Source organism: Geodermatophilus sp. URMC 61, assembly GCF_052931555.1.
This window is the reverse complement of record NZ_JBRFHZ010000002.1, coordinates 1,006,386-1,018,389: the sequence shown is the minus strand read 5'-3', so window position 1 is coordinate 1,018,389 and position 12,004 is coordinate 1,006,386. Positions and strand designations below refer to the sequence as shown.

The window sequence follows — 12,004 nt, the reverse complement described above, 5'->3', positions numbered from 1 at the left end:
GGGTGGTGGGGCGGGTGGTCGGTACGGGGTGGTGGGGCGGGTGGTCGGTACGGGGTGGTGGGGGTCATGCGGCGACGGCCGACCACGCGGCGTCGAGCCAGGCCTGGTCGGGGTCGGCGAGGATGCGCGGGTTGCCGATGCCGTCCAGGACGACGAACCGCAGCGAGCCGCCGCGGGCCTTCTTGTCCACCCGCATGACCGACTGGATGCGCTGCCAGTCCCCGCGGTAGCGGGTCGGCAGGCCCATCGCGGTGACCAGCCGGTGGTGACGGTCGACCTCCTCGCGGGTCAGCAGGCCGGCCTGGCCGCCGAGCTCGGCGGCGAAGAGCAGTCCGACGGCGACCGCCTCGCCGTGCCGCCAGCCGAAGTCCTCCACCCGCTCGATGGCGTGGCCCAGGGTGTGCCCGTAGTTGAGGAACTCCCGGACCCCCGTGTCGTAGAGGTCCGCCCCGACCGCGTCGGCCTTGACCCGCACCGCGCGCTCGATGAGCTCCTCGGTGTCGCGGCGGCCGGTCGGGTCGGCCTCGAGCAGGTCGAGGACGACGGGGTCGGCGATGAAGCCGCACTTGACGACCTCGGCCATCCCGGCGCGGAACTCGGCCTCGGGCAGCCCGGCGAGGACGTCGGTGTCGGCGAGCACGGCCACCGGCGGGTGGAAGGCGCCGACGAGGTTCTTGCCCGCGCCGGTGTTGATGCCGGTCTTGCCGCCGAGCGCGGCGTCCACCATGCCGAGCACGCTGGTGGGCACCTGGACGACACGCACGCCGCGGGTCCAGGTCGCGGCCACGAACCCGGCGAGGTCGGTGACCGCTCCCCCGCCCACGCCGACGACGGCGTCGGACCGGGTCAGCCCCAGCCGGCCCAGCTCCTCCCACACGCTCGCGGCGACCGCGGCGGTCTTGGCCGCCTCCCCGTCGGGCACGACGACGGCCTCCGCGGCCACCCCGGCGGTCTGCAGCGTCTCGACCAGCCCGCCGGCCAGCCCGGCCAGCGGTGGCGCGTGGACGACGGCGGCGCGGGCGGCGCCGTCGAGCACGTCGGTGGTCAGGCTGCCCAGCTCGTGCTGCGCGCCGGACCCGATGACCACGTCGTAGGGCCGCTCGCCCGGCACCGTCACCCGCCTCGGCGTCATCGGTCCGCTCCCGCCCGGCGGAGCCGGCTCGATCGCGGGGCCGCTCACGGTGTGGCCCGCAGGGGGACCGCCGCCGCGACCTCGTCGACGACCTCGTCGGGCGCGCGTCCGCCGGTGGCCACAGTGACGGTGGCGACCTCGGCGTACAGCGGCGCCCGCGCGGCGAGCAGGGTGCGCAGCGTGGCCCGCGGGTTGAGGCCGAGCACCGGACGGCTGCGGCCCAGCCCCACCCGCTCGGCGGCCGAGGCCAGGTCGACGTCGAGCCAGACGACGGTGCCGCCGGCGCGGGCGTAGCCGGTCAGCCGCTCGCGGGTGACCGCGCTGAGCACCGCGCCGCCGCCGAGGGCCAGGACCCCGTCGTGCTCCTCGAGCGCGACCGCGACGGCCTGCTCCTCCAGCGCGCGGAAGTGCGGCTCGCCGAGGTCGACGAACAGGTCGGCGACCCGCTGGCCGGTGCCGGTCTCGACGTCGGCGTCGGTGTCGCGGAAGGCGACCCCGAGCCGGTCGGCGAGGGCGGTGCCGACGGTCGTCTTCCCCGACGACGGCGCCCCGACCAGGACCAGCAGCGGGCGGCGTGCCGCGGAGCTCGTCGGGTGGGCGGGGGCCCCGGGTCCGGAGGTCATCGAATCGCCAGCGCGTCGAGGTAGGCGCGCGCGTTCCGGCGGGTCTCGGTCACCGAGTCGCCGCCGAACTTCTCCAGCGCGGCGTCGGCCAGCACCAGCGCCACCATGGCCTCCATCACGACAGAGCCGCGGGGCACCGCGCAGGCGTCGCTGCGCTGGTTGATCGCGACGGCGGGCTCCCCGGTGGCGACGTCGACGGTGGCCAGCGCCCGCGGCACCGTCGAGATCGGCTTCATCGCGGCGCGGACCCGCAGCACCTCGCCGTTGGTCATCCCGCCCTCGATGCCGCCGGCGCGGTCCGACAGCCGCTGGACGCGGGCCTCGCCGTCCTCACCGGGCGCAAGCACGATCTCGTCGTGGGCCACCGAGCCGCGTCGGCGGGCGGTCTCGAGCCCGTCGCCGACCTCGACGGCCTTCACCGACTGCACGCCCATGAGCGCGGCGGCCAGCCGGGAGTCCAGCCGGCGGTCCCAGTGCACGTGGCTGCCCAGGCCCGGCGGCAGGCCGTGGACGACGACCTCGACGACCCCGCCGAGGGTGTCGCCGTTCTTCCGGGCGTCGTCGACCTCGGCGACCATCAGCGCGCTGGTCTCCGGGTCGGCGCAGCGCACCGGGTCCTCGTCGATGCGCGGGTTGTCCTGGGGACCGGGCACCACGCCGTCGGGGACGACGACCGGGCCGATGCCGACCACGTGGCTGACCACCTCGACGTCGAGGGCCTGGCGTAGGAACGCCCGCGCGATCGCACCCAGCGCGACCCGGGCCGCGGTCTCCCGCGCGCTGGCCCGCTCCAGCACCGGCCGGGCGTCGTCGAAGCCGTACTTCTGCATGCCGGCGAGGTCGGCGTGACCCGGCCGCGGGCGGGTGAGCGGCGCGTTCCGGGCCTGGCCGGCGAGCACCTCGGGGTCGACCGGGTCGGCGGACATGACCGTCTGCCACTTCGGCCACTCGGTGTTGCCCACCTGGACGGCGATCGGCCCGCCGAGGGTCAGCCCGTGCCGGATCCCGCCGGTCAGCGAGACGACGTCCTGCTCGAAGGACATCCGGGCGCCGCGGCCGTGGCCGAGGCGACGGCGGGCGAGGTCGAGGTCCAGGTCCGGCGTCGTGACCTGGACGCCGGCGGGCAGGCCCTCGAGGATGGCGGTGAGCTGCTGGCCGTGCGACTCACCGGCGGTCAGCCAGCGCAACATGACCGCGATTGTGCCAGTCGAGGGACCCCCTCCCTCCCCACCCCCGACGAGCCCGGGGCGGGCCCAGGGAGCGGGCCGCCCTGCTCACGTGGGCAGCGCCTGACCCTGCAGAGCCAGGGCGAGCACCGCGCCCGCCAGCAGCGGCGGGCCGAACGGGAGCGCGGTGCGCCACCCGGCCCGCCCGGCGGCGACCAGGGTGACCGACGCCGCGGCCCCGGTCGCCAGGCCGAGGAACACCCCGGCCAGCAGCGCACCCCAGCCCACCCAGCCGAGCACCAGGCCGAGCAGGCCCAGCAGCTTCACGTCGCCGAACCCGAGCCCCTTCGGGGAGAGGACGGCGACACCGGCGGCCAGCCCGAACGCGGCCACGCCGGCCAGTGCGGCGCGCAGCAGCGCGGTCCAGGTGCCGAGCGCGAGGGCGTCGACCAGCAGCGCCGTGGCCACCGCCGCGTACGCCGGGACGGTCACCCGGTCGGGCAGCCGGTGGACGGCGAGGTCGACCTGCGCGAGCACCACCCCGGCGACCCCGGCCCAGGCCAGCGCGACCGTCCCCGGCCGCATCCCGCCGGTCAGCAGCGCACCGGCCAGCGCCGGCACCACCAGCACGACGGTCAGCGCCGTGCGCAGCGAGCCGGCCGGCGCCGCGTCGTCCCGCCGGGCGAGCCGGACCGACACGCGGGCCAGCCACGGTCCCAGGGACAGCCCGCCGGCGAGGGCCACGGCGGCGATCGCGCCGAGCGGGAGGTCCGCGACGGGCACGCCGGTCAGCGGAGGCCGACGGCGGCGTCGAGCGCGCCGCGCATCGCCACCAGCGGCGCCGGCTGCCCGGTCATCAGCTCGACCTGGGCGGTGGCCTGCCAGAACAGCACCTCGAGGCCGCCGACGACGGTGCCGCCGGCCTCGGTGACCGCGGTGGCCAGCGGGGTCGGCCAGGGGTCGTAGAGGACGTCGAGGACGGTCTGCCCCGCCGTCCAGGGCAGCCGCGCGACCGCCTCCTGGCCGCCGACCGGCACGGTGCTGACCACGACCTCGGCGTCGACGACGGCCGAGGCCAGCGAGAGGACCGTGGTCGGGACGCCGAGGGTGTCGAGCACCCGCAGCAGGTCCCCGGCGCGGCCCGGCTCGCGGACGACGACGTCGACGTGCGCGGCGCCCAGCGAGGCCAGCGCCACCGCCGCGGCCGCCGCCGTCCCCCCGGCGCCGACGATCGCGGCGCGGTCGACCGAGGCGACCCCGGCCTGCTGCAGGGTGGTGCCGACGCCGAGGACGTCGGTGTTCTCCGCCCGCCAGCCCGCCTCGGTCCGCACCAGCGTGTTGGCTGCGTGCAGCAGGCGCGGCAGCGGCTCCACCACGTCGGCGACGTCGGCTGCGGCCTGCTTGCACGGCATCGTCACCGAGAAGCCACGCCACTCCTCGCCGAGCCCGGCCAGCAGCACCGGCAGGTCCTCCGCACCGACGTCCAGGGCGTCGTAGGTCCAGTCGTCGAGGCCGAGCGCCGCGTAGGCGGCCCGGTGCAGCAGCGGGGACAGCGAGTGCCCCACCGGGCGGCCGAGGACCGCCGCCCTCCTGGACCCCGCAGCTGCCGCGTCAGCCACCGCAGCCGAGGCCCGCGGCGGCGCACCGTGCCCGCGCCGCCTGGAACTCCGCGTAGTCGGCGGTGAAGAAGTGGCCGCCGTCGGCGTTCTCCAGCACGTAGTACAGGAGGTCCCCGGCACTCGGCGCGAGCGCCGCCTCGAGGCTGGCCTCACCAGGGGAGCTGATCGGCGTCGGCGGCAGCCCGGCCCGGGTGCGGGTGTTGTACGGGCTGTCGGTCTGCAGGTCCGTGATGGTCAGGTCGTTGCCGTTCTTGCCCAGCCCGTAGGCCAGGGCGGCGTCGATGCCGAGCGGGATGCCCTGCCCGAGCCGGTTGTAGACGACCTGGGCGACGTCGGCCCGCTCCTCGTCCAGCCGGGTCTCGGACTGCACCATCGAGGCCACGGTGACGATCTCGGCGGGCGTCCGCCCGACCGCGGCGGCGCGCTGCTCGAGCTGCAGCCGCTCGGCGGTGGCGGTGAACTGGCCGACCATCTGGCGCAGCATGTCGACCGGGGTGTCGTCGGGCTCGAACTCGTAGGTGGCCGGGAAGAGGTAGCCCTCCAGCTGACCGCCGGCGTACGCCGGGAGGCCCAGCGCGGCCGGGTCGACGACCGCGGCCTCGAACTCGGCGACCGGCCTCCCGGTCGTCTCGGCCAGACGGTCGAGGACCGCCCGCATGGTGAAGCCCTCGGGGATCGTCACCCGCGAGATCATCCGGGAGGCCGGGTCCAGGAGCAGGTCCAGTGCGGCCGCGCCGCTCATCTGCGAGCGCAGCGCGTAGACACCCGGCTGGATGCCCGTGGCGGCCGGCTCGGTCTCGGCGGCGTCGACGAACGGGCCCGGCGAGGCGATGACGCCCTCGGCCTCCAGCGTGCGGGCGATGTCGCTGAGGGTGTCGCCGGAGGAGACGCGCACCTCGACGCTGCCGGTGCCCTCCCCGGGGAAGTCCTCACTGGCCGGGTTGACCAGGCCGATCAGCGCCCTGCCGCCGTAGAAGATGCCGGCCACGAGGCCGGCCAGGACCAGGAGCGAGAGGACGACCCCCAGCGGGCTGCGCCGGCGACGCGGGCGGCTGGAGCCCCGCCCGCCGCCGAGCGGCTCGTCGCCGTACTCGTCGGCGTGGTACTCGGGCTCGGCGCGCCGGCCGCGGCGCCGGCGGCGGACGTCGTGGGAGCCGGAGGCACCGAGCACGTCGAGGCCCCCGAGCGAGTCGGCGTCGTCCCACTGGTGCGGGTCGGCGGAGTGCCCGGCGGTCTCGTCGGGGTCCGCGCCGGGGACGGCGGGGACGGCCCCCACCCCCACCGTGGCGTCGTCGGCGGCATCGTCGGGACGGCGGGAGAGCCGGGACCAGGCGCCCGCGGGCATCGGCGGCAGGTCGGGCAGGGGCTCGGAGGGGTGCCGGGGCCGCGGGGACCGCTGGTCCCCGGCGTGGGCGACCGGGCCGGGCATCGGCCCGGTGCGCTGGTCGTCGACGGCCCGGCGGCGGCGCGGGGCGGGCCCGGGGTGGATGCCCTTGTCCCCGACCGGGGGCCGGCTGGGCATCGACGTCAGCCACGCGGACGCGGGCACGCCGCTGGAGGAGTCGGGAGAGGCGTGCCGACCCCGCCGGCCCGGCGGGGTCGGGTCGGTCACGCTTCCTCCTCGCTGGCGCTCGTCGGTCGCGTGACCGGCGGTGCTGTGCCCCTGCGTGGACTCGCGAGCTCGTTCACGAGCGTTCCCGCTGGGCGTCCAGATAGGCCTGGAGGATGACCACGGCCGCGGCCTGGTCGATCACCGAGCGCTGGCGGCGGCTGTCGAGACCGTTCGCCCGGAGGGAACTGGCTGCGGTCACGGTGGAGAGCCTTTCGTCGACGAGGTGCACGGGCACCGAGCCGATGCGCCCGGCGAGTGCCCGAGAGTAGGCACGCGCCTCCTTCGCCGAGGCGCCCGACGCACCCGAGAGGTGTCTCGGCTCCCCCACGATCACCTCTGTCACCTCGTGTTCCGCGACGAGCGCGGCGATGCGGTCGAGGTCGGACTCGTCCCGGGCCCGCTGCACTGTCTCCAGCGGGCTGGCCAGCGTGCCGGTGGGGTCGGAGATCGCCACGCCGACGCGCACGCTGCCGACGTCGATGCCCAGCCGGCGGCCCTGCCGCCGCTGCCGCGGCGGGATGGGCAGGCCGCCGGGCAGCCCGCCGGAGAGGTCGATCTGCGCGGTCTCGTGCCGCACCGGGGGGAAGCCGGCGCGCAGGTCGATCTGCTCGGTCGCGTGGTGGACCGGCTGCTGCGGCCGAGCGGCCGGGGTGGCGCGCGGCCGTGACGGGGGGACGGCGGGCCGCCCCTGCATCGGGCGCTCGCCCGCCGGACCGGTCTGGTCGGGGTGCTGACTGGACACTCCGCTACCTCCCTGCGGCGGTCGCGACCGCCTGTTCTCCGGCCTGCAGGGCCGCTGGGATGCCCGCGGGGTCGGTACCGCCCCCCTGGGCCACGTCTGGCTTGCCCCCGCCACGTCCGCCGACCGGGGCCGCTGCTGCCCGCAGCACGTCGCTGGCGCTGAGTCCGCGTTCCTGGGCGGCCGGGTTGAGGGCCGCCACGAGAGCCACCTTGCCTCCCGACTCGGACGCGAGCAAGACCACCCCCGGACGGTCGGCGGGCAGCCGACCCCGGACGTCGAGGGCCAGTGTGCGCAGGTCGCCGCCGCCCAGTCCGCCCGGCGCGCCGGTGACCACCGACACGCCGCCGACGTCGCGGGCGCCGGCCGCCAGCTCCCCGGCCGCGGCCAGGGTCTGCTGGGCACGCAGCTCGGCGAGCTCCTTGTCCACGTCGCGCAGCCGGGCCAGCATGCCGCTGACCCGCTCGAGGACGGTGTCGGTCGGCGTCTTGAGCAGCTCGCCGAGCTGACGCACCAGGTCGCGCTCGCGGGCCAGGTAGCGGAAGCCCTCGAGGCCGACGACGGCCTCGACGCGGCGGGAGCCGGAGCCGACCGACGACTCGCCGGTCAGCGCCAGCGTGCCGATCTGGGCGCTGCCCTGCACGTGGGTGCCACCGCACAGCTCCCGCGACCACGGGCCGCCGATCTCCACGACGCGGACCTGCTCGCCGTAGGTCTCCCCGAACAGCGCCAGGGCGCCGATGGCCTGGGCCTCGGGCAGCGACATGTAGGTCGCCGAGACGCGGTGGTCGGCGCGGACGGCGGCGTTGGCGACGTCCTCGATGTCGTGCCGCTGCTGCTGCGTCAGCGCGCCCTGCCAGGCGAAGTCCAGCCGCAGGTAGCCCGGGCGGTTGTAGGAGCCCGACTGCAGCGCCTGCGGGCCGAGCACCTGGCGCAGCGCGGCGTGCACCACGTGGGTGCCCGAGTGCGCCTGGCAGGCCGACAGCCGCCACTCGCGGTCGACCTCGGCGGTCAGCTCGGCGCCCTCGTGGAGCGCGCCCTCGAGCACCCGCACCTGGTGGGCGACCAGGCCCTTGACCGGGCGCTGCACGTCGAGCACCTCGGCGCGGCCGCCGTCCCAGGTCAGGACACCGGCGTCGGCGACCTGGCCACCGGACTCGGCGTAGAACGGCGTGCGGTCGAGCACCACGCGGGTGATCTCGCCCGGCCCCGCCGGCCGACCGGGCGCGTCCTCCTCGGCGGCGAGTTCGGAGACCAGGCCCAGCACGCGGGAGTCGGTGCGCAGCGTCTGGTAGGCCCGCCAGTCCGTGGGACCGTGCTCGGCCAGCAGCCGGCGGTAGGCCAGGACGTCGACCGAGCCGGTCTTCTTGGCACGGGCGTCGGCGCGGGCCCGGTCGCGCTGCTGCTGCATCAGCGCGCGGAACCCGGCCTCGTCGACGGTCACGCCCTGCTCGGCGGCCATCTCGAGGGTGACGTCGATCGGGAACCCGTAGGTGTCGTGCAGGGAGAAGGCCTGCTCACCGGAGAGGGCCGGGGTCCCCGCGGCCTTGGCCTCGCGGACGGCGGTGTCGAACAGCGCCGTCCCGGACGCCAGGGTGCGGCGGAACGCCTCCTCCTCGGCGTAGGCGACGCTGGAGATGCGGGCGAAGTCGGCCTCGAGCTCGGGGTAGCTGGCCTTCATCGCGTCCTTCGACACCGGCAGCAGCGCCGGCAGGGTCGCCTCGTCGACGCCGAGCAGCCTCATCGAGCGGACGGCGCGGCGCAGCAGCCGGCGCAGGATGTACCCGCGCCCCTCGTTGCCGGGGGTGACGCCGTCGCCGATCAGCATCAGACCGCTGCGCACGTGGTCGGCCACGACCCGCAGCCGGACGTCGTCGTCGTGATCGCGGCCGTAGTCGACCCCGGCCAGCTCGGCGGCGCGGCGCAGCACCGGCGCCACCTCGTCGATCTCGTAGAGGTTGTCGACGCCCTGCAGCAGGTAGGCCACCCGCTCCAGGCCCATGCCGGTGTCGATGTTCTTCTTCGGCAGGTCGCCGACGATGCGGAACTCCTCCTTGCTCCGCACGTCGTCGATCTGGTGCTGCATGAAGACCAGGTTCCAGATCTCGAGGAACCGGTCCTCGTCGACGACCGGGCCGCCGTCGGGACCGTGCTCCGGACCCCGGTCGTAGTAGATCTCGCTGCACGGGCCGCCCGGGCCGGGCTGGCCGGTGTGCCAGTAGTTGTCCTTCAGGCCGCGGCGCTGGATCCGCTCGTCGGGCAGGCCCGCGATCCGCTGCCACGCCTCGGCGGCCTCGTCGTCGTCCAGGTAGACGGTGACCCAGATCTGCTCGGGGTCGAAGCCGAGGCCGCCGTCCTCCACCGATCCGGTGATCAGGTCCCAGGCGTGCTGGATCGCCCCCTCCTTGAAGTAGTCCCCGAAGGAGAAGTTGCCGTTCATCTGGAAGAACGTGCCGTGGCGGGTGGTCTTGCCCACCTCCTCGATGTCGAGGGTGCGCACGCACTTCTGCACGCTGGTCGCCCGCGGGTAGGGCGCGGGCTCCCGGCCGGTCAGGTACGGGATGAACGGCACCATGCCGGCCACGGTGAACAGCAGGGACGGGTCCGGGGAGACCAGCGAGGCGCTGGGGACCACGGTGTGCCCGCGCTGGGCGAAGTGCTCCAGGAAACGGCGGCGGATCTCGGCGGTCTGCATGTCCTACTCGGTCTGGGAGGCGGTCGGCCGGGGTGCGGCGTCCCGCGGGGAGGAGGGGGCTCAGCGGTCGGTGGCGTGCCGGCCGGGCAGCTGGGCCGGGCCGGCCTCGGGCAGCGGCGCGTCCAGGCCGGTGCCGGCCCGCAGCTCCAGCTCCCGCTCGGCCATCGCCGCGCGCACGTCGGCACCGAAGTCGCCGATGGCGTCGGCCAGGTCGCGCAGGCCCTCGGCCACCGAGGCGCCGATACCGGCCGGGGTCATCCGCTCCGCGGCGCGGGAGAGCTTGCGGACGACGAGGGCGCCGATGGTGATCCCCATGGCGAGCCAGAACAGCCGGCGCATCAGGCGGCCCGCCGGGCGGCGCGGCGCGTGCGGCGCTCGGCCTTGTCACGGGCGGCGGCCTCGGCGATGGCCTGGCCCTCGCGCTTCTTGCGCGCGGCGCTGCGGACGCCGTAGCTGAACGCGGCCACCTTGATCAGCGGGCTGCCGACGGTGGCGGCGACGACGCTGGTCAGCGCGGCCACGTTGCTGGAGACGTTGGCGGCGTTGCCGGTGATGTCGTCGACCCGCTCGAGGTTGCTGTTGACGTGGGCGACCGTCGTCGACGCCTGGCTCAGGATCGGGCCGCTCTGCTCCCGGGCCTGGCGGATGGTCAGCGTCGCCTCGTCCAGCGTGCGCCCCAGCTTGAGGATCGGGACGGCGAGCAGCACCACCAGCAGCACCAGCGCCAGCGCTGCGATCAGTCCGGCCCACTCTCCTGCGGACACCCGGTCCTCCTGGTTCGTCGACGTCGATCTCGGCGTCCGGGCCCCGCCGGTCGCCGCCGGCGGGCGTCGGCCCGGCGTGGTCACAGTAGTCGGGGGCCCGGATGCCCGTCCGTGCCCCGCCGGTGGCTCAGCGGCCGCGCCGGACGAGGGCGCGGGTCAGGCTCCGCGGCCGCGCCGGACGATCGCGCGCAGCTTCGCCAGCCGCGCCCCGATCGTCGCCTCGGCACCGCGGTTCGTGGGCCGGTAGTAGTCCTTGCCCACCAGGGCGTCCGGTGGGTACTGCTGCGGCACCACGCCGTCGGGGTGGGCGTGCGGGTAGACGTAGGTCCCGCCGTGGCCGAGCTTCTTCGCGCCCGCGTAGTGGGCGTCGCGCAGCCCCGGCGGCACCGGCCCGGCCAGCCCGGCACGCACGTCGGCGACGGACTCGCTCATCGCCACGGTGACCGCGTTGGACTTGGGCGCCGTGGCCAGGTGGACGACGGCCTGCGCCAGCGCGAAGTGGCCCTCCGGCATCCCGATGAAGGCCACGGCGTCGGCGGCGGCGACGGCGGTCTGCAGCGCCGTCGGATCGGCCATGCCGATGTCCTCGCTGGCGGAGATGACCAGCCGGCGGGCGATGAAGCGCGGGTCCTCCCCCGCCTCGACCATGCGCGCCAGGTAGTGCAGCGCGGCGTCGACGTCGCTGCCGCGGATGGACTTGATCAGGGCGCTGGCGACGTCGTAGTGCTGGTCGCCCTGCCGGTCGTAGCGCACCGCGGCCTGGGCCACCGCCGTCTCCAGGGTGGCGAGGTCGATCTCGGCGAGCCCGGCCGCCTGGGCGGCGCCGGCGCCGGACTCCAGCGCGGTGAGCGCCTTGCGCCCGTCCCCGCCGGCGATGCGGACCAGGTGCTCCTCGGCCGCAGCAGCCAGCGTCACCGCGCCGTCCAGCCCGCGGTCGCTGGTGAGCGCGCGGTGCAGCAACCTGCGGACGTCGTCGTCCGACAGCGGCTGCAGGGCCAGCACCAGGCTGCGCGACAGCAGCGGGCTGACCACGGAGAAGAACGGGTTCTCGGTGGTGGCGGCGATGAGGCTGACGATCCGGTCCTCGACCGCCGACAGCAGGCTGTCCTGCTGGGTCTTGGAGAACCGGTGCACCTCGTCGATGAACAGCACGGTGCGCCGGCCGGCGTAGGTCAGCTCGCGCTTGGCCCCCGCGATGACCGCGCGGACCTCCTTGACCCCGGCGTCGAGGGCCGACAACTGCACGAACTGCCGCTTGGTGGCGAGCGAGATGACGTGCGCGAGCGTCGTCTTGCCGGTGCCCGGCGGGCCGTAGAGGACCAGCGACATCGGCTCGTCGGCCTCGACCAGCCGGCGCAGCGGCGCACGCGGGCCGAGCAGGTGGGACTGGCCGACGACCTCGTCCAGCGACCGCGGCCGCATGCGGACGGCGAGCGGTGCGCCCGGGTCGACGCCGGAGACCTCCGGCGCCGGCTCGTCGAACAGCGAGCTCACGATCCCCCCGGTTCGCTCCCGCGGCGCGCTGCGCTCCTCGGTCGCCGTGTCATGACTCGCCTCCGCGGTCGCTCCGCTCCTCGCTCGCAGGGTTCGCCGCGGTGCTCGCTCCCTGCCGGCTCGGGCGCTCCCTGCGAGGCTTCCGCGCCTGTCCGCTCAC

Annotated in this window: 11 protein-coding genes; all 11 read right to left on the bottom strand. The window is 75.9% G+C overall.

Annotation, left to right across the window (positions count from 1 at the left end; translation table 11 throughout):
• Positions 1–64: 64 nt before the first annotated feature.
• The 11 genes from aroB to ACU610_RS04735 all read right to left on the bottom strand — a co-directional run bounded on the left by aroB (position 65) and on the right by ACU610_RS04735 (position 11,844).
• Positions 65–1,132 carry a 3-dehydroquinate synthase gene (gene aroB / locus ACU610_RS04785; RefSeq protein WP_446766573.1) on the bottom strand — a complete coding sequence of 356 codons (1,068 nt, stop codon included), beginning with the start codon at positions 1,130–1,132 and terminating at the stop codon, positions 65–67.
• A 44-nt stretch (positions 1,133–1,176) separates the two neighbouring features.
• Positions 1,177–1,755 (bottom strand): shikimate kinase, encoded by a 579-nt coding sequence (locus ACU610_RS04780; protein WP_446766572.1) that lies wholly within the window; start codon positions 1,753–1,755, stop codon positions 1,177–1,179.
• Complete coding sequence (aroC, locus tag ACU610_RS04775) at positions 1,752–2,945, bottom strand: chorismate synthase (protein WP_446766571.1); 1,194 nt, start codon at positions 2,943–2,945, stop codon at positions 1,752–1,754. The genes ACU610_RS04780 and aroC overlap by 4 nt, the downstream gene beginning before the upstream one ends.
• A gap of 84 nt (positions 2,946–3,029) precedes the next feature.
• Entirely contained in the window at positions 3,030–3,704 is a 675-nt protein-coding gene (locus ACU610_RS04770; protein WP_446766570.1) for a prepilin peptidase, read from the bottom strand.
• A gap of 5 nt (positions 3,705–3,709) precedes the next feature.
• A complete protein-coding gene (locus ACU610_RS04765; protein ID WP_446766569.1) occupies positions 3,710–4,540 on the bottom strand; it encodes a shikimate dehydrogenase in 831 nt (276 codons plus the stop codon).
• Positions 4,533–6,152 (bottom strand): endolytic transglycosylase MltG, encoded by a 1,620-nt coding sequence (gene mltG, locus ACU610_RS04760; RefSeq protein ID WP_446766568.1) that lies wholly within the window; start codon positions 6,150–6,152, stop codon positions 4,533–4,535. Before mltG ends, ACU610_RS04765 begins: the two co-directional genes overlap by 8 nt.
• Positions 6,153–6,225: 73 nt before the next feature.
• Positions 6,226–6,894, bottom strand: a complete 669-nt coding sequence (gene ruvX, locus ACU610_RS04755; RefSeq protein ID WP_446766567.1) for a Holliday junction resolvase RuvX — start codon at positions 6,892–6,894, stop codon at positions 6,226–6,228.
• Between the two features lie 4 nt (positions 6,895–6,898).
• Complete coding sequence (gene alaS / locus ACU610_RS04750; RefSeq protein WP_446766566.1) at positions 6,899–9,586, bottom strand: alanine--tRNA ligase; 2,688 nt, start codon at positions 9,584–9,586, stop codon at positions 6,899–6,901.
• Positions 9,587–9,646: 60 nt separating this feature from the next.
• Positions 9,647–9,925 carry a hypothetical protein gene (locus tag ACU610_RS04745; RefSeq protein WP_446766565.1) on the bottom strand — a complete coding sequence of 93 codons (279 nt, stop codon included), beginning with the start codon at positions 9,923–9,925 and terminating at the stop codon, positions 9,647–9,649.
• Complete coding sequence (locus ACU610_RS04740; protein WP_446766564.1) at positions 9,925–10,350, bottom strand: DUF948 domain-containing protein; 426 nt, start codon at positions 10,348–10,350, stop codon at positions 9,925–9,927. The genes ACU610_RS04745 and ACU610_RS04740 overlap by 1 nt, the downstream gene beginning before the upstream one ends.
• A 156-nt stretch (positions 10,351–10,506) precedes the next feature.
• Positions 10,507–11,844 carry a replication-associated recombination protein A gene (locus ACU610_RS04735; RefSeq protein WP_446766563.1) on the bottom strand — a complete coding sequence of 446 codons (1,338 nt, stop codon included), beginning with the start codon at positions 11,842–11,844 and terminating at the stop codon, positions 10,507–10,509.
• Between the last annotated feature and the right edge of the window lie 160 nt (positions 11,845–12,004).

Excerpts from the sequence above, each read along its gene's own strand:
- aroB (WP_446766573.1), bottom strand. The coding sequence starts at position 1,132 with ATGACGCCGAGGCGGGTGACGGTGCCGGGCGAGCGGCCCTACGACGTG.
- ACU610_RS04780 (WP_446766572.1), bottom strand. The coding sequence starts at position 1,755 with ATGACCTCCGGACCCGGGGCCCCCGCCCACCCGACGAGCTCCGCGGCA.
- aroC (WP_446766571.1), bottom strand. The coding sequence starts at position 2,945 with ATGTTGCGCTGGCTGACCGCCGGTGAGTCGCACGGCCAGCAGCTCACC.
- alaS (WP_446766566.1), bottom strand. The coding sequence starts at position 9,586 with ATGCAGACCGCCGAGATCCGCCGCCGTTTCCTGGAGCACTTCGCCCAG.
- ACU610_RS04745 (WP_446766565.1), bottom strand. The coding sequence starts at position 9,925 with ATGCGCCGGCTGTTCTGGCTCGCCATGGGGATCACCATCGGCGCCCTC.